This is a genomic window from Pseudolabrys taiwanensis, from assembly GCF_003367395.1.
Taxonomy (GTDB): Bacteria; Pseudomonadota; Alphaproteobacteria; order Rhizobiales; family Xanthobacteraceae; genus Pseudolabrys; species Pseudolabrys taiwanensis.
The window spans coordinates 2,086,562-2,104,231 of sequence record NZ_CP031417.1; the positions used below are offsets into that span (position 1 = coordinate 2,086,562).

Annotated in this window: 15 protein-coding genes; 7 read left to right on the forward strand and 8 right to left on the reverse strand. The window is 63.3% G+C overall.

Annotation, left to right across the window (positions count from 1 at the left end; all coding sequences use genetic code 11):
- Positions 1–2: 2 nt before the first annotated feature.
- Both DW352_RS09995 and DW352_RS10000 read right to left on the reverse strand, forming a co-directional pair.
- Positions 3–1,148: an ABC transporter permease gene (locus tag DW352_RS09995; RefSeq protein WP_115690816.1), complete on the reverse strand. Its 1,146-nt coding sequence runs from the start codon at positions 1,146–1,148 to the stop codon at positions 3–5.
- The gene (locus tag DW352_RS10000) at positions 1,145–2,302 is read right to left on the reverse strand and encodes an efflux RND transporter periplasmic adaptor subunit (protein WP_162826890.1); all 1,158 of its coding nucleotides are present in this window, start codon (positions 2,300–2,302) and stop codon (positions 1,145–1,147) included. The genes DW352_RS09995 and DW352_RS10000 overlap by 4 nt, the downstream gene beginning before the upstream one ends.
- Before the next feature lie 322 nt (positions 2,303–2,624).
- Here DW352_RS10000 and DW352_RS10005 point away from each other — a divergent pair, with 322 nt between their 5' ends.
- Complete coding sequence (locus DW352_RS10005; RefSeq protein WP_115690820.1) at positions 2,625–3,881, forward strand: ABC transporter substrate-binding protein; 1,257 nt, start codon at positions 2,625–2,627, stop codon at positions 3,879–3,881.
- Between the two features lie 37 nt (positions 3,882–3,918).
- On the opposite strand, the gene DW352_RS10010 is transcribed toward DW352_RS10005, so the two are convergent.
- A complete protein-coding gene (locus tag DW352_RS10010; protein WP_162826891.1) occupies positions 3,919–4,830 on the reverse strand; it encodes a helix-turn-helix domain-containing protein in 912 nt (303 codons plus the stop codon).
- Between the two features lie 377 nt (positions 4,831–5,207).
- On the opposite strand from DW352_RS10010, the gene DW352_RS10015 reads away from it, so the two are divergent.
- Complete coding sequence (locus DW352_RS10015; RefSeq protein ID WP_162826892.1) at positions 5,208–5,483, forward strand: hypothetical protein; 276 nt, start codon at positions 5,208–5,210, stop codon at positions 5,481–5,483.
- Positions 5,484–5,554: 71 nt separating this feature from the next.
- On the opposite strand, the gene DW352_RS10020 is transcribed toward DW352_RS10015, so the two are convergent.
- A complete protein-coding gene (locus tag DW352_RS10020; RefSeq protein ID WP_115690826.1) occupies positions 5,555–7,108 on the reverse strand; it encodes an MDR family MFS transporter in 1,554 nt (517 codons plus the stop codon).
- A gap of 189 nt (positions 7,109–7,297) precedes the next feature.
- On the opposite strand from DW352_RS10020, the gene DW352_RS10025 reads away from it, so the two are divergent.
- On the forward strand, positions 7,298–8,596 hold the full coding sequence (locus tag DW352_RS10025; RefSeq protein ID WP_115690828.1) for a flavin-dependent oxidoreductase: 1,299 nt from the start codon (positions 7,298–7,300) through the stop codon (positions 8,594–8,596).
- On the opposite strand, the gene DW352_RS10030 is transcribed toward DW352_RS10025, so the two are convergent.
- Positions 8,593–9,237, reverse strand: coding sequence for a hypothetical protein (locus DW352_RS10030; protein ID WP_115690830.1), 645 nt, complete (start codon positions 9,235–9,237; stop codon positions 8,593–8,595). The genes DW352_RS10025 and DW352_RS10030 overlap by 4 nt on opposite strands.
- Positions 9,238–9,759: 522 nt before the next feature.
- On the opposite strand from DW352_RS10030, the gene DW352_RS10035 reads away from it, so the two are divergent.
- The gene (locus tag DW352_RS10035) at positions 9,760–12,270 is read left to right on the forward strand and encodes a toll/interleukin-1 receptor domain-containing protein (protein WP_162826893.1); all 2,511 of its coding nucleotides are present in this window, start codon (positions 9,760–9,762) and stop codon (positions 12,268–12,270) included.
- A gap of 103 nt (positions 12,271–12,373) precedes the next feature.
- Here DW352_RS10035 and DW352_RS10040 read toward each other — a convergent pair whose 3' ends face one another.
- Entirely contained in the window at positions 12,374–12,856 is a 483-nt protein-coding gene (locus tag DW352_RS10040) for a YcgN family cysteine cluster protein (protein ID WP_115690834.1), read from the reverse strand.
- Positions 12,857–13,096: 240 nt separating this feature from the next.
- On the opposite strand from DW352_RS10040, the gene DW352_RS10045 reads away from it, so the two are divergent.
- The 3 genes from DW352_RS10045 to DW352_RS10055 all read left to right on the forward strand — a co-directional run bounded on the left by DW352_RS10045 (position 13,097) and on the right by DW352_RS10055 (position 16,549).
- Positions 13,097–15,337, forward strand: a complete 2,241-nt coding sequence (locus DW352_RS10045) for a transglycosylase domain-containing protein (RefSeq protein ID WP_115690836.1) — start codon at positions 13,097–13,099, stop codon at positions 15,335–15,337.
- A 73-nt stretch (positions 15,338–15,410) separates the two neighbouring features.
- Entirely contained in the window at positions 15,411–15,989 is a 579-nt protein-coding gene (locus DW352_RS10050) for a DUF1214 domain-containing protein (protein WP_115690838.1), read from the forward strand.
- Positions 15,986–16,549, forward strand: a complete 564-nt coding sequence (locus tag DW352_RS10055) for a DUF1254 domain-containing protein (RefSeq protein ID WP_115690840.1) — start codon at positions 15,986–15,988, stop codon at positions 16,547–16,549. The genes DW352_RS10050 and DW352_RS10055 overlap by 4 nt, the downstream gene beginning before the upstream one ends.
- Here DW352_RS10055 and DW352_RS10060 read toward each other — a convergent pair whose 3' ends face one another.
- Both DW352_RS10060 and DW352_RS10065 read right to left on the reverse strand, forming a co-directional pair.
- Positions 16,550–17,248, reverse strand: coding sequence for a hypothetical protein (locus tag DW352_RS10060; RefSeq protein ID WP_115690842.1), 699 nt, complete (start codon positions 17,246–17,248; stop codon positions 16,550–16,552). It abuts the gene before it with no gap.
- 73 nt (positions 17,249–17,321) lie between these two features.
- A complete protein-coding gene (locus tag DW352_RS10065) occupies positions 17,322–17,519 on the reverse strand; it encodes a hypothetical protein (RefSeq protein ID WP_115690844.1) in 198 nt (65 codons plus the stop codon).
- Positions 17,520–17,670: the final 151 nt, after the last annotated feature.

Genomic DNA, 17,670 nt, shown 5'->3' on the forward strand with positions numbered 1-17,670 from the left:
CACTACCCCGACGAGGCCAGCGCTTCGGCCGGATCCACTTTCAGCGCAAGGCGAATACCCATCGTGCTGGCGGCAAGGCAGATGCCGATGGTGATAAAGAACACGATGATGATGCTCTCGGGGTCGAGCACCAGCCGCCGCGGGAAATAGGGCTTGAAGACGAGCACCAGCGCGAGGCCTGCAAAATAGCTGAAAATGCCCATCGACAGCGCTTGCTGTACGATGAGGCCGACGATGGTGCGGTCTGGCGCACCAACGAACTTGAGCGTCGCGATCGAACGGACTTTATCCATGGTCAGCGTATAGACGATGAGCGCGATGATCACCGCCGAGACGATCACCAGAAGGACCATGATCAGGCCCTGTTGCTTGCGCGCTCGCTCGATGACGTATTTGCTGAGCAGCGTCTCCTGCTGATCCTGCGTCAACGCGGTGAGGTGCTTCCAGCGTGACAAAGCAGCCGCGACCTCGTCGACCTTCACGTTCGGCGAGACTTTGGCGATGATGGCGTTGACCTGGTCGTTGGTCTCGCCATTGCTCCCGCGCGCTTTCTCGCGCCGCGACGCCGGCGGGGCCAGTTCGAACTGGAGCTGCTGAGCGTCGCGTAGCGTGATATAGGCGACCGGATCGCCTGACGACGTGACCTCGTTCTGCATCAGCCCGACCACCGTGAATTGGTGGCCGCGCGTGCCGAGCGCCACCTCCTGTCCGAGGTTGAGCCCGGTGGAGCGGTCCGCGACCATTTCGTAATGACTGCGTAGTATCTCGCGCCCGGCAACGAGACGGTGCGGACCGCCGGGGCGTCCGGGTTCGAAGCCAATGAGATACATGCGTAAGGGCCGGCCGTTCACCTCGGTCTGCACCGACTGATAGGTCACGGAACCTGCACGCGCGACGCCATAGACACGACTGACCAGCTCGCGTGTGTCGCCGGGAATGCGTGAAGACTCCGCGAAAGGCCCATTGGTCCCCGCCTCAACGACCCAGAGGTCGGCATTCGCGGCGCGCGCCTGCTTGAGCGCGTCGTCGATCAGCCCGCCGTAGACGCCGGTGATCATGATGACGATGCCCAGCAGCAGGCTCAGGCCGAAATTGGTCAGCACGAAACGTAGGAGATTGTGCTTGATGTCGCGGTAGGCGAGATTCATTTAGCTCGCCCATCCGTAATCGTGGCGGAGCGGCCGACCCGCATCCCGCTGCGCAGTTCGGTAACCACGGCACCGCCGACCGGCACACCGCCGGTGATCTCGAAGCGGCCATCGAGCAGCCGATGGCTGAGCGTCACGACGCGCTGTTGCAGGGCCCCGTCTTCCACGGTCCAGACCGTGCCTCGATTCTTGCCTAGCCCGATGATTGCCGCCTCCGGCACCAGCGAAGCCTGCGGCAGGCGCACAGTGGTGATATAGACCTCGGCCTGTTCGCCGAGATTGAAGTTCTCCGGAATGGCGTCAAACGCCACCGCGACGCGACGCTCCTCGTTGACCCGATCGCTTTCCGGCTCGATGCGCGCAACTTTGCCGGCGATACGCCGGCTGGGCTGCGAGCGCAGCACGATTTCGGCCGGCTGGCCGACGGCGATCTCACCGGCCTTGCTCTCGTCGATATAAGTCAGAACCCACACTGTCTTCGGATCAATCAGTGTGAACACAGCTTCGCCGATACCGAGCGCGGAACCGAGTTCCTTCAATCGCGCCGTCACCATCGCGTCGAAGGGCGCCGTCAACGTGTGGAAGTCGAGCGTGGCGCTCTCCTGCTGTAACTGCGCCTTGGCGTCGCCGATCGAGGCGCGCGCCACCGCGACGTCACCCGTCGCCAGATTCACATCGGCCAAGGCGGCCTCTTCCGCGGTCTTCGCGGTCTCGGCCGCTTCCACGGAGGTGGTGCTCGTTTGCACGAGCTTTTGCCGGCGTTCGTTGATGTTCTTGGCATTAACGTAATTGGCCTTGGCCTTCTCGAGACCGGCAAGCGCCCGCTGCAATGTGGCTTCGGTCTGCTGCGTCGCCGCTTTCGTACGCGCCACCCGCGCCTGTTGCTCGCGATCGTCAAGACGGGCCAGCACCGCTCCTTTGTCGACGCGGTCGCCGACATCGGCGCGCAAATCGATCAGAACACCGGCCACCTTGAAACCTATCTTGGATGAGACGCGCGCCTCTACCGTACCGAGGCCGAACACTTGCACCGCAACGTCGCGCGCGGGCTGCGCCACCTTGACGGTCACAGGCCGCAAGAAGCTCGCCCATCCCGCGAACGCGAGCCCCAACACAGCTACGGCGGCAACGCCATATCCAACAAGACGTTTCACCGCGCGTATCTCCAGCCAATCCTAGAACCGTTGCACATGCATAATCTACCGCCGCCAACCTGCTTTGATCGTTGTCAAAGGGCCGCGCCATGGATTCGCGCATTGCAGCCGAAGCCGCCACCGCACGGCCAATCGCCGCGGCGGGCCGCGGCGAGGATGTGCCGGCCGCCCCTCGTTTCCGGCGGGCCGACGCTCTCGCCGATTTGGCAAGAACGCGCTTTCCTCCCGTGCGTCACTCGCGCTAGCCTCAATCTCGGAAGTGCTGCACCGGGCGTGACGTCCGCGACAGAATGGACGCCGCCCTCATCCAGGGGAAACGGCCATGTCCACAGCTCGATCGACCGCGCTGGCGCTGCTCATCGTCGGCGGCGCACTGACGCTTTCGCAACCGCGCGCGCAAGCGGAAGACCTCCGCATCGGCTTCCTCGCGCCACGCACCGGCATCTACACCGCCATCGGCACCGACATGCTCAACGGCTTCCAGATGTATCTGGACGAGCACAACGGCATGCTCGGCGGCGTCAAAGTCAACTTCATCGTCGAGGACGACCAGGGCAAACCCGACATCGACGTCACCAAGGCCAAGAAGCTCATCCTGCAAGACAAGGTGCACATGCTGGTCGGCGCCCTGCTCGCTTCCAGCGCCTACGCGCTCGGTCCGGTCTCGACAGCCGAAAAGGTTCTTTATATCGGCACGTCGTCCACCGCCGACGATCTCGCGCAGCGGCAGGTCGACAAATACCCCTACGTCGCGTTCTCGAACTGGGTACCCTCGCTGCCCAATCATCCGCTCGGTCAATGGGCCTGCGATCAGGGCTACAAGCGCATCAGCGCGGTCGTCGCGGATTATGCCTTCGGCTACGAACAGCTCGGCGGCTTTCAGCAGACGTTCGAGGACTGCGGCGGCAAGATCGTACAGAAGATCTGGACGCCGCTCGGCACCAAGGATTTCGGGCCGTACATCCCGACCATGAAGTCGGACATCGATGCCATTTTCACGCTGATGGTCGGACCGATGTCGCTGCAATTCCCCAAGCAGCTGCGCGCCGCCGGCAACAAGAAGCCGATCGTCGCGGGCGGCACCAGCTACGATGAGTTCGTGCTGCCGTTCATGGGCGACGAAGTGATCGGCGACGTTTCCGCGCTGATGTACAGCGCCGCGATCGAGACGCCGAAGAACGAGGACTTCGTCAAGCGCTACCGCGCCAAGTACGGCAAGGTGCCGTCGTATTATTCCGAGGGCAATTACACGACCGCCCAATGGATCGACGAGGTCATGACCAAGCACAAAGGCCAGTTCCCCGGCCCCACCGAATTCATCAAGACCATGGCCAGCATCAAGCTCGACGCCGTGCGCGGACCGGTGCAGCTCGACCTTGCGACCAAGAGCCCGATCGAGAACATCTACATCAAGAAGGTCGAGAAGAAGAAGATGTTCGGTTACGACAAGGACGAACTCTGGAACACGGTGATTAAGACCTATCCCGCCGTCAGCCAGTTCTGGACCTACGACAAGGCCACCTTCCTCAAGCAGCCAGTGTACAGCCGCGACTTTCCGCCCTGCAAATACTGCGAGTGAGGGCGGAAAGTCGGGATGTCGTTGCGCATGCGCGCGGTCAGTTGCTGAGGCCTTGCGGCGGCTCGCGCATGTCGGCCGGCATCGGCTGCCCGGGCAACATGCGGACGCGTGTCGCCGCGATCACCTCGCGGCGATAATCGCTCGGCGCGCGGCCCGTGACCTTGCGGAACGCCGCTGAGAAGGAGCTCGTTTCGGCAAAGCCGACCGCCAACCCCACCGAGGTCACCGAACTCGTCGGCAACGCCAGCAACTCCTTGGCGCGCTCGATGCGTCGCTTGACGTGATACCGGTGCGGCGGCACGCCGAACGAACGCTTGAACGCACGCGCGAAGTGGAACGGGCTGAAGTCGACCAGCGAGGCGAGATCGGCCAGCGGCACGTTCTGAGCGAGATGCGCCTCGATATAGTCGGCGACGCGCTTCTGCTGCCAGCCGGCAAGTCCGCCCCGCGCGACCGGCGCCGCGGTATCGCCGCTGTTGTTCAGACGCACGAGCTCGTGCGCCAGCAGCACCACCAGCGCTTCGCTGTATTGGCGCATGCCGTTCTCGCCTTTGAGCACCTCGTCCTTCAGTTTCATGGCGATGCGCCAAAGTTCCGCATCGGCAAAGAAGAGCCGCGGCTGAAACTCGATCTCGCCGAAGTGCAGTTCGTCGTCGAGCCTCAGTTCCTGCGGGTCGATGTAGAAGGCAACCACCCGTGCCGGCACCAAGGGCTGTTGCCAGCCGTTGAGCTCGCGACCGGCCGGAACGAATGTGAGCTTGCCGCTCAAGCTGCGCAGGCGCGAGCGCGGCAAGCCCTCGATCTCGGTTTCGCCGTCCTCGCGCTCGACATGCTCTGCGGCAATCAGCAGATGGAATTTCGATTTGAAGTGATAGGTAAAAGGCTCTCGCTGCGTCGCGGTGACGACGGCCTTCAGGCCGGTCCAGTGCGCGACATGGTGTTGCATCATCTCAGATGGCGTAAATCGCACACAGCGATCGTCGCCCGGCATTGCATTTGAAGACATGCGATCTCCACGTTAGGAGACTAAGACCGCCGTACTTGGAAGTTTCCCCGCGCCGCTTTTTGTCTTGGTTACAGCGGCGCACATGCGGATATCGGCGCTCCAATGCTGCGCCGCAAGACACGCATGCGTGAGCGGCGCATGCTGATGCATAAATGCAACGATCGGGCGCGCGGCGCCGCGTCGGGAACCCGAAAACGGCGGCGCGCAAAAGCGCAAACCACGCTGCACTGCGGCAATTTCAGACAAGCCGGCGAGCGGATCGCAACCCATCTCCCGGTCGTGGCGGCGAACGGCGTCGCCTTGGAACGATGGAGACAAAGATGAAGAAGCTTCTGTTGAGCGCGGCCGTCGCCGCGGTTCTGGCGACCCCCGCTTTCGCGCAGTCGTACAGCCCGGACTTCGGCACCGGCAACATCAATCCGCCGGTTGCTTCGCTGCAGTCGAATGAAGCGGGCAGCGCCTTCGCTTACGCGCCGCGCGTTCACGGCCGCATGATGCGTGACCCGAATGCCGTCTATTCCTACGGCCAGTATCGCGGCTCCGATCCGAGCCCGTATGTGCGCGAGGAACTGCGTCGCGATTATCCGCAGAACTAAGATCGCCGAAAGGCGTTCTGCCCTCTTGGGCCAAAGCCCCGGCCATCGCGGCCGGGGTTTTTATATTGTGTTTATCTGGCGACGTTCGGAATCGAGGTCGCGGGCGCGGTCGGCGCTTCGGCGGCGGCACTCGGCGGGCCCTGCAGCGGCCGCTCTTCCAAAGCGATCAGGAAGGCCATGCCGAAGGCCAGCACCAGCGCGCAGGCGAGGAACACGAAGCGGAACGCAACGACGAGAACGTCGACCGAAGCCGAGCGCGCCAGCGTTTCCACCGCCGCGCCGGTTTCACCGCCCAAGCCGCCGAGCACGATGGCGCCGAGAATCGCCACCACGAGCGATGAGAACAGCGCGCGGAAGAAATTGGCGGCGCCCGTGGCGATGCCCATCTGCGCATGCGGCACGGAATTCTGCAGACAGACGGTCGACACCGGGAACACGGTTCCCAAGCCCGAGCCGATCACGGCGAGCATCACCAAGACCAGCCACATCGGCATCGCGGCCGGCCAGATCGCCAGCGAACCGAGCGCGAGAATGGCGACGGTCGAGCCGAGCAGCGGCACCCGCTTGTAGTGCGTGACGCGCATCATCAAACGGCCGACGATGGTCGAACCCAGCACCGACGACGCCATCAAGGGAATGAGCGCGAGGCCCGATTGGCTCGCCGACAGATGCAGCACGACTTCGAAATAGAGCGGCACGAAGATGGTCATGCCGACCAGCGCGCCCATGGTGCAGGCGCCGGTCAGCGCGGCGCTGCGCACCACCGGATTGCCGAGCACGGACAAAGGCAGGAACGGCTCGGCCGCCGCGGCCAGGCGCCACGCGAACAGGATCCACAGCACCGCCGACAGCAGGAACAGCGCGCCGATCTCGACGGAGATCCACGCATATTCGCGCCCGCCCCACGACAGCGCGAGCAACAGCGCGACCGACGCGCTGATCATCAAGAGCGCGCCGATGACGTCGAGCCGATGCTTGCGCGGATGATACGGCACGAGCTTGAGCGACTGCGAGGTGACACCGAGCGCGATGAGGCCGACCGGCACGTTGATCCAGAAGATCAGCGACCAGTCGAAATGTTCGGTGAGAAAGCCGCCGAGCACGGGACCGCCGACCGAGGAGGTCGCGAACACCGCGGCGATATAGCCCTGATAGCGGCCGCGTTCGCGCGGTGACACCACGTCGGCGATGATGGTCTGCGCCAAGGCCATCAGGCCGCCGCCGCCGGCGCCCTGCAGCGCGCGGGCAAAGATGAGCGCGCCCATCGACGGCGACAGCGCGCAGGCGACCGAGCCGGCGATGAACAGTCCGATCGCGGTCAGCATGATCACGCGCCGGCCGTAGACGTCCGAGAGCTTGCCGTAGAGCGGCGTCACCGCCGTGCCGGTGAGCAGATAGGCCGTGACGATCCAGGCGAGATTGCCGAGGTCGTTGAAGTGGCGGCCGATGGTCGGCAAGGCCGTGGCGACGATGGTCTGATCGAGCGCCCCGAGGAACATCGACAGCATCAGGCCGAAGATGATGCGCAGGATCTCCGGATGGCTGAGGACGACGCGCCCCGCCCCGTCTTTGGCATGGGCCTTGGCGGGCTTGTGAGGGTGCGGATGCTGCGGACGGGGGTTCATGGCGCGGAGCAATGCCGTGCTTCGCGCCCGGAGGCAATGGCGGGGCGTGGGGGACCGCTATGCACCCCAATACCTGCCCCCCAAAGATGGGCAGACGGCCCGCCCCACCCGCCGCCGCGCCGCCGGCTTGCTCCCGGCGCCCGACAGAAGCTATTGAACCCCCTGCTCTCTAGGATCGGCCGGGACCTCATGACGGACAATCGCGTAATCATCGCCGGCGGCGGCATTGGCGGCCTTGCGACCGCCCTGACGCTGCATCAGATCGGCGTGCCTTGCATCGTGTACGAGGCGGTGCGCGAAATGCGCCCGCTCGGCGTCGGCATCAACATGCAGCCGAACGCCGTGCGCGAGCTGTACGACCTCGGCTTCACCGCCGCCGATCTCGACCGCGTCGGCCTGCCGGCCAAGGAGTGGGCGCTGGTCGGCCTCAACGGCAACGACATCTATGCCGAGCCGCGCGGCCTCGACGCCGGCTACAACTGGCCGCAATACGCGGTGCATCGCGGCCGCTTCCACATGATGCTGCACGACAAGGCGGTGGCGCGCATGGGCGCCGGCGCCGTCCAGCTCGGCAGCCGCGTCACCGGCTATCGCAAGAACGCCGACGGCGGCGTCACCGCGCTGATCGAACACGCCGACGGCACCACGTCGCAGCAACGCGGCGCGCTGCTGATCGCGGCCGACGGCATCCACTCGGCCATCCGCGCGCAGATGCATCCGCACCAGCCGCCGATCCACTGGGGCGGCGCGGTGATGTGGCGCGGCACGACCTGGGGCAAGCCGATCCGCTCGGGTGCCTCCTTCGTCGGCCTCGGCACGCACCGCCAGCGCGTCGTGTTCTATCCGATCTCGCATCCCGATCCGCGGACCGGCCTGTCGATGATCAACTGGATCGCCGAAGTGACGATGGACAATGCCGAAGGCTGGAAGCAGGCCGGCTGGTTCCGCCAGGTGCAAACCGCCGACTTCGCGCATCACTTCGACAGCTGGGTGTGGGATTGGCTCGACGTGCCGGCGCTGATCAAGGGCGCCGACGTCGCTTTCGAAAACCCGATGATCGACCGCGATCCGGTGCCGACCTGGCAGGACGGCCCGGTGCTGCTGCTCGGCGACGCCGCGCATGCGATGTACCCGACCGGCTCGAACGGCGGCAGCCAGGCGATCGTCGACGCGCGCGTGCTCGGCGCCACGATGGTGGAGCACGGCGCGACGCCCGACGCGCTCGCCGCTTTCGACGAGAAACTGTGCGGCCCGATCTCGCAGCTGATCCTGCGCAACCGCGGCGCCGGCCCGTTCGGCCTGTTGAACCTGGTCGACGAACGCTGCGGCGGCACCTTCGACAACATCGACGACGTCATCCCGCCGCAGGAGCGCGCCGCGTTCATGGCCGGTTACAAGGCGGCCGCCGGCTTTGCCATCGAGGCGCTGAACACGGCGCCGCCGACCATCGCCAAGGGCGCCAAGGCGCGGGCGCTGCAGACGGCTTAAGCGCCGGCGGGCGCGTCCGCCCGCTGCACGGCTTCGAGATAATCGCTCGCGGCGGCCAGCGCCAAACGCAAGGCGCGCTCGGTCGTTTCGTCGCCGGGGCACGGCGGCACCTTCGGCCGCCGCCAGGGATCGCCGCCCCAGTCCTTGGCCAGGCGCTCGGCCTTACGCCAGGCGCGATGATCGTCCTTGAACTGCGTGAGGTTCTTCAGCGCGCGCTCCACCGCCCGCCACGCGCGCAGGCGCGCGTCCGCCTGATGCACGCGCATCGCCTCCTGCTGCGCTTCGCGCGCCAGCGGGTCCGCCGCATCGCAGCGCGCCTGCGCCTCGGCGCGGCCTTGCGCATCGAGCGCCTTGAGCCCGGTCGGAAACGGCTGGCCGCTATCGTCGCGGCGGATGAAACGGCCGCCGGACCCTTTGGCCGGCACGCGACCTGCCGTAGACGCCCAGCGCCGGCCGCGATTATGCGCCGCCGCGGCGCGCCCGCGCGGCAGCACGGCATAGCGCTTGGTCCAGCCGTGCTTCTCGACATACTTATAAAGCGTGCGCTCGGTCACGCCGGCGATCGCCGCAATCTCGCGCACCGGCACGCTCGTCTCTTCGTACAGCGCTCTGATGCGCGCGGTGAGGTCTTGCGGAGGCACGGCCGTTCCACCCGCCACGGCGCCCTTCTCCCCTCCCCCCGCGCGCGCAGCGCGTGGTGGGGAGGGGTCGGGGGTGGGGGGCGCTTGCTTGGCAACCGCCCTCTCCCGCTTCAATTCCCCATACAGTTCGCGCGCCGCCGCGCGCACGGACGTGCGTTGCGTCATGGCCTTCAAACCCACTTGTCGGAGAATGTAGGAAAATTAGCCGGGCAGCGTCACGGTGTCAAGAACGATCGTCTGCAGCCTGCGCCCCCCTCGACTCGACCGCGAAGCTTGTCTTGCGGCGTTCGGCGCGGTCTTCGAGCCAGCCGTAGAACCGGAGGCGAGATCGAAAACGCAATAAACCTCGCATTATCACGGCCACCCACAACAACAACGAGAATCAGACTTGACCACCCGAAATACGGGTGATGCAGTATACGTGAGTTAGCCCCACTTTTGCGAACGACAAAACCGGGCAGGCAATCCTCATAAGCACACTGAATACCGACTGATCTCCTCCTTGAAAACGTAAGGACGATGATGAAGGCCTTTCTCAGTCACTCCTCACGCGACAAAGCAACTGTTGAGCAGGTCGCTGCCCAACTCGGGGCTGCAAATGTTGAACTGGACTCCGAGACCTTTGACCGCGGATTATTGAACGTCACGGCCATTCAGGACGCACTTCGCAGGTCGTCATTATTCATACTTTTTCTCTCGAAAGATGCTTTGGCTTCCGGAGTAGTTCGATATGAAGCTCTACTCGCTCAAGAGTTATTTGCACGAGGCATCGTCGAACGATTTCTCGTGATCTGCCTTGATGAAAATTCGTTCTCCTCCGCCGACGACAACTGGAAAACCTTCAATTTTGTACGCAAAGCAACATCTCCGCAGTCCATTGCAAGATTAATCCAGCACCAAATAATTCTGTTGCAATCAAAATTATCGGGAGCCGCACAGCCATTTGTAGGCCGATTGAAAGAACTTGGCGAAACAAAGGAGAAGCTAATAGACCCAAAGCTGACTCGCCTTCGCGGTATTTACGTGTCCGGATTCGCCGGGACAGGCCGAAGAACATTCGCCCGCCGACTATTCAGCGACATATACCCCTCTGTTATTTCCGTATTTCCTGAGATCTCCATTGAAGAGTTAGATGGACTCGAAGAGATTTACAGAAAGCTCTCCGAGAAACTCGCACCCAACTCGACGCTATCGGCCTATCGAACACGTATACTAGCCTTTGCTACAGAGACCGAAGCGGGCAAAGAGCACCTAATTGTCCAGCTATTAGAACGAGCGATTGATACCCGCGAAGCAGTACTCATTATCGACCACGGCGGACTGCTAGATCGTGATGGACAATTCCAGTCACCGGTGCGGCAAATTATTGCACGACTCCCACCCCAACGACGCCCATGCGTAGTTTTTATCGCCGAACGAATGATGCCACAGGCTCGTCAGCGAGATACCGAAGGCTTGATATTTTGTCGCCTTTCGTCACTTAGCTTTGATGAAACCAAGCAACTCATCGGCCTAATGCTCCGCAACTCCGGCATCACCTATACGGAGAACGATCTCGCTGAACTGGCCAACCTGAGTGATGGACACCCGTTTAATGTCGCCTTTCTTGTGGAGGCGGTGAAGCACTATGGCATTAAGATCATACTAGGAGATCCTTCAGAAATCACGCAATGGAAACGGCGCAGAGCATCTGATTTCCTGACCAAGATCGCATTCTCACCGGAAGAGCAAAAAATAATCTCAGCGCTTAATCACTTCAATGTTTTAGATTTTGAAATACTAGTCCAAGTCTCCGGGGGAGACAGCGTCAAAGCTTCAAATGCCCTCGCAAAACTAATAGATTACCACGTCGTTGAGATCGACACCGACACTTTCTCAATTGCCCTCCCTTTGCGCATCGCCGTCCGCAGAGACAAGCGTTTTGATCTATCTGGCGAGCCTTTACGAGCACTATTAAGCGCGGTCGGCGGAATACTCACAGCCAAGGCTGAGAGCGACGAGATCGCGGCTCCTATGGTCGAGGGAGCCATCCTCGCACGGCTCCAAGAAGGAGGCGAGATACCGACACTGTTCTCGGCATTTCTATTGCCGTCACATCTCGTTTGGCTAGCCCGCCGACGATACGATGCAAAAAAGTTCGATGAGAGCATTTCCCTTGCTCGAAGCGCACTTAATGACTCTGGAAGATTGTCACCGGCTGGCAGGGTTGAGGCCAGCAGAATTCTATGTCTTGCGTCCGCGAGACTGGGGCAGGAGGCGAACTTTCAGTATGGGATTGACATACTGAAGGCCAACGCGAACGACTCGTGGGCGCGAAGCAACCTTAATTTTCTTCTCGGATTTATGGCTCGGATGAGAGGTCACCTTCCCGAAGCTGAAACCTTTATGAGAAAAGCCTACGACGACGCTCCGGGAAACTTCTCGGCAGCGCATGGGCTCGCGTCAATATGTCTCGTTCGTGGAAACCTGTCGGATGCAGAGAAATTTGCGCGCAAGGCTTTTGAGGTCGCCCCAGACAACGCATACGTCCTTGATGTGCTCTTGAGAATTCTTTTCGGCGACGACCCACATACTCTCAAAAGGAACGAATCAGAGATCAACTACTTACTGGAACGACTAAAAGCCGTTGGAGAAGAAGAAGGAAAATCCTTTTATACAACCCGACGCGCAGATTACGAGTTCAGGACGGGCAATCTCAGCGAGGCCTGCAAGCTAATCGACGAGGCTGCCCACAAAACCCCAGGCATATTCAACGTCCACGAACTGAGGGCAAAGATATATTTAGAACGAGGAAACAAAACGATCGCCGCTGAAGAAATACAGAAGATGCGTGACGTCGTGTATCGCCCGAACACGTCAGAGCGCCTAACTAATTTGAGAGTCTTACTCGAGACCGAAGCGTCATACTATTCTGCCAGTGGCATGTTCGACGAGGCCAAGAAAATTTACAAAAGAAAAGACGTTTTCACTGACGTCGAAGCTACGGCTGCAGTTCGAAAAATTGAGATCGAGCAAGGCTACCGAAACCGTTGAAGAAACCGTTGAAATTGCCTCAACCTAGTGCAGTTTTTCATCAAGAAATTACGTCCCAACTTTCAGTAACAAAGTGTACTAGTGCTCTGGTGAGCGGTCGCCATCATCGCGCCCTGCGCTTTGTTCCCCTCGGCCACTTCCCCGGCCACCCAACAATGTAATCGACGAGCTTCTCGTCCGGCACGTCCTCTTCGCTGGCGCTGACGCGGCCGCGCACGGAGATGCCGGCCTTGTGCACCGTCTCCTGCGTGCCGGAGACCAAGGGGTGCCACCAGGGCAGGTCCTTGCCCTGCGCGATCAGCCGATAGCCGCAGGTCGGCGGCAGCCAGGACAGGCGCGAGACGTTGCGCCAGGTGAGCTTGACGCAGTCCGACACCTTCTTCTGCCGGTTCTTGTAGTCGATGCAGCGGCAGGTCTCGCCGTCCAGCAGCACGCAGCCGACGTCGGTGTACACCGTCTCGTTGGTGTCCTCGTCGATCAGCTTGTTGAGGCAGCAGCGCCCGCAGCCGTCGCACAGGCTCTCCCACTCCGCGGCGGTCATCTCGCTCATGCGCTTGCGCCGCCAGAAGGGCGTCTCGTCCGGCATCCGAATCCCTTGGGTTGAGGTCTCCATATAGCCCCCGCCGGGCCCGGCCGCGAGGCGCGGGCGGGGAGTTTCCCCCTTCCCCGGCGGCCGTCCGGCCCTATTTTGCCGCGATTGGCGTTCACTTTGGCGCCAGGTTCCGCCTTCCCGCCATGGCCGGGCGGCGCCCGATCGGCTAAAATGCGGCAACGCGGCGGGCCTTGCGGCCGGCCGCCGTCCCTTTGCAAACCAGAGCCTTCAGCCTTGCGCGACCTGTTCCCCCGGGATTGGAAGCCCAATCTCAAGAAGTTCTTCCTGGCGATCGACGCCTGGGTGGATTTCAGCCTGTTCCGGAGCCTGTCCGGCGCGCGCGAGACCTATGGGCGTTTCTCCACCTTCATGGACCGCTTCCACGTCGCCGGCTGGCGGCGGTGGCTGACGGAGTTGCTCTCGGAAGGCGCCACGCTCGGCACCGCCGGCGCGATCCTGATGCTGGCGCTCGCCATCCCCGCCTTCCGCGAGACCTCGGACGACGACTGGCTGAAGAAGTCGGAGCTCGCCGTGACCTTCCTCGACCGCTACGGCAACGAGGTCGGCTCGCGCGGCATCAAGCACAACGACTCGGTGCCGCTGGAGGAGTTTCCCGATCACCTGATCAAGGCCGTGCTGGCGACCGAGGACCGGCGCTTCTACGACCATTTCGGCATCGACATCGCCGGCACGGCGCGCGCCTTCGTGACCAATGCGCGCGCCGGCGGCGTCGTGCAGGGCGGCTCGTCTCTGTCGCAGCAGCTCGCCAAGAACCTGTTCCTGTCGAACGAGCGCACGCTCGAGCGCAAGGTGAAGGAGGCGTTCCTGGCGCTGTGGCTCGAGGCGCGGCTGACCAAGAACGAGATTTTGAAGCTGTATCTGGATCGCGCCTATATGGGCGGCGGCGCCTTCGGCGTCGACGCGGCGGCGCAGTATTACTTCAACAAGTCGGCGCGCGACGTCGATCTCGCGGAAGCCGCGATGCTCGCCGGCCTGTTCAAGGCGCCGACCAAGTTCTCGCCCAACGTCAACCTGCCGGCCGCGCGCGCCAGAGCCAACGTCGTGCTCGACAACCTCGTCGACACCGGCTTCATGACCGAGGGTCAGGTCTTCGGCGCCCGCCGCCACCCCGCCACCCCCGTCGACCGCCGAGACGACCGCGCGGCGAACTATTATCTCGACTATGCCTTCGACGAGATGAAGAAGCTCGTCGACACCTTTCCGAAGTCGATGACCGAGCGCGTCTTCGTCGTGCGCACCGCGCTCGACACCGGCATGCAGAAGGCGGCGGATGCCGCGGTCGAGAACTCGCTGCGTCAGTACGGCCAGGAGTATCACGCCAAGCAGGCGGCGGCGGTGCTGATGGAAGTCGACGGCTCGGTGCGCGCCATGGTCGGCGGCCGCGACTACGGCGCCAGCCAGTTCAACCGCGCCACCGACGCCATGCGTCAGCCCGGTTCGTCGTTCAAGCCTTACGTCTACGCCACCGCCTTGATGCACGGCTTCAAGCCGACCTCGATCGTCGTCGACGCGCCGATCTGTCTCGGCAACTGGTGCCCGCACAACTACGGCAACGGCTATGCCGGCTCGATGACCCTGATCCAGGCGCTGACACGCTCGATCAACACCATCGCGGTGCGCCTGTCGGTCGCCGTCGGCGATGGCAATCCCAAGCTCGGCCGCTCGCGCATCGTCAAGCTCGCGCACGACATGGGCATCAAGAGCCAGTTGCCGGACACGCCGTCGCTGCCGATCGGCGCCGACGCCGTCACCGTGCTCGAACATGTCGGCGCCTACGGCACCTTCCCCAATCTCGGCAAGGCCGTCACGCCGCACGCGATCCTGGAAGTGCGCACCGGCGACGGTCAGACGATCTGGCGCTACGATCGCGACGGGCCCAAGCCGCGCCAGGTCATGCCGCCCAAGGTCGCGCAAGACATGATCACGATGATGAACAGCGTGGTCGAAAACGGCACCGGCCGGCGCGCGCGCCTCGACGGCATCGCGGCCGCCGGCAAGACCGGCACCACCAACGCTTATCGTGACGCCTGGTTCATGGGTTACACGGGCAACTTCGTGTGCGGCGTCTGGTTCGGCAACGACGACTACACGTCGACCAACCGCATGACCGGCGGCGCGCTGCCGGCAATGACGTGGCATGGGATCATGGAATACGCACACCAAGGCATGGAGTTGAAGCAATTGCCGGGCGTGCCGGTGCCGCAGGTCCGCCAGCCTGTCGTCGCCGAAGCCAAATCGAAGTCGGACGCACCGCCACCGCCTGTTCGTCCGGCCGTGCTGACGCGGCGCGGGGCCGACATTCTGGTGCGCGTCGAGCGCCTGATGGAAGACGCCAACCGTGCCCTCGGCCCGACGCCGCCAACGGCGACGACCGAGAAGAAGAAACAAGCCGAGGCCGAAAAGCCGGATGCCCTCGCCTCCGCCCTGGAGGGCAAGGCTTTCGGTCGTAACTGATTAGCCGCCTGCCCTCCGGCGGCGTAGTCTCCCACCCTCGAATCAATTTCTTGACCCTGCCAGCGGATCGATCGTGCGGCTGCTTTTCGGAACGCTGTTTGTCCTCGCGGTCGGCGCCGTCATCGGCCTGAGCGGCACCTATTTCGCGTTGAAGCGCGGCGCCGCGTTCGGCGCCCTCACGATTGGCGCGTGGACGGCTTGGCCGAAGACCGGAACGGTGGACGCCGACCCGTACGCACGCGCTTCGATCGCCCGCATCGGCCTCCTGCCAACCGCGGTCGGCGACGGCATCACTTTCGCCGCCGAATCGGACGACAAGGGCAAGCCGCTCGACGGCCGCTGCGATGTGGTCGTCGCCGGCATCACGCCGTCGGCGCGTTTCTGGACCATCACCCTCTACAATCGCGAGGGCGAACTCGCGGCCAATTCGGTCGGGCGCCACGGCTTCACCAGCCAGGAAATCGTTCGCGGCGCCGACGGCAGCTTCTCCATTGTCGCCGCGCCGCGGGCTCAGCCCGGCAACTGGCTGCCGACCGGCGGCATTGAGCGCTACACCTTGGTGCTGCGCCTCTACGACACGGCCGTCGGCGTCTCGACGCGCGCCGGCCGCGAGGTGCCGATGCCATCCGTCACGACCCGGGGTTGCCCATGATCCGCTGGGCCCTTCTGCTTCTCGGTGGCTGCTTGCTTGGCGGCGTGGTGCACATCGCCACGATCATCATGTTGCCGCGTACGGCGACGCGCGACGCCTATGCGCGGTTGGAGCCGATCACGCCCGTGAACACGGTCACGCCGCTTCCGCCGCCGACGTCCGATGCCGCCGCGATGCCTTATATGGATCCGGCGTTTGCGAGCGCGATCTGCCGTTACGATCTCTCGCAAGGACCGATGAAGCTCAGCGTGCCCGTTCGCACGGCCTATACCTCGGTGTCGTTCTACACCAACCGTGACGTCGCTTATTACGCGATCAACGATCGCGCCGCCGGCCGCCGCGTCATCGAACTCGATCTGATGACGATCGAACAGCACAATCAGATGCCCGAGGAAGAGGACGTCACCGCGGCCGACCGCCTGATCGTCGAGTCGCCCTCCCTCACCGGCCTCATTGCGATCCGGGCGATGGCGCCCGAGCCCGGCCTGATGCCGCAGGCGCAAAGCGCGGTCGCCGCGGCGCAGTGCCGCCGCTCCGACGACGTCAAAGGCTCACGCTGATCAGTTGTTGGCTGCGAGGCTCGGCTCGCGCATCCACGTCGGCGGCAGCATGGTGCGATAGCGCGCAAGCTCCGTCTTCAAACGGTCGACTTGCCGCTCGGCGTCCACGGCCTGTTGAGACGGCGTCGCGACAACAAGGCGCTCGAGCGCGAAGCGATACGACGCGATCCGCTGCGCCAGACGCGTATACACCATGCCGATGACCGCGTTGTTCTCCTGGATGCGCCGCTCCGCATCGCGATACTCGCCCGGGCTCGTCTCGACGTAGCGCAGACTCTTCTGCCGCTTGCGATCCATGTCGACCACGCGGCCGGCCGCCTCGAAGAAGGCCGGCATCCGCGTGCTGTCGTTGCGAACATCGTCAATGAGCTGATTGTAGCGGGCAGCCGATGAGTCGAACTTGTTCGACATCAGGTGCGTGGCGTAGTCGCCGACATTGAATGACGCGGCCCGCGCCGATTCCAGCAGACCGTATTCTCCCGCGATCGAATACCAGCGATGCCGGTCGTAAGGCGGCTCGATCAACGGATAAGCCAAGTCGCGGAGCAGCCGCTCGTCGTCGGTGAGATGGAAGGACGAAGGCTTGCCGGGCACGGCATCGCGGCCGACCCAGTCGTGAATGTCGTCGCGCACCAAAGACGGCCGGATTTCCTCGAAGTCGCCATTGGCGCAACCGGCCAATGTCAGCAAACCGATCAAAAGAAAGGCGTGCCGAATCGAAAATCTGTGCCGCAAGGGCTGGCGCGAGACCTGCATCGTTGAGCCGTGACCGTCAGCGCACGGCACGCCGGCGACGGCGCCGGCCGGGATTATTCCCGGTATGTGGTTCGAGCCCGTTCGACCCATCGGGATCGCGCTCGATGCGGATCACCGGAAGGATGATGACGGTCGCGGGTTCGCTCGCGGCGTCGACATAGCGGCCGGCGCGTGCGTAGCCCGAAGCTTCAGGAAAACGGATGACTTCGCCCATTGCAGTCCCCTTTTCCGATCCGGCGCTGTTACCTCACTCTCTACTAGACCTGCCAGGTCGGCACCTCGGGTTAATTAAGGGTGCGCAAGGTTAACGGTTCGCTAACACGAACGCTCTAAGGTGCGTCTATTCCAAGACCCCGCAAAGCGTT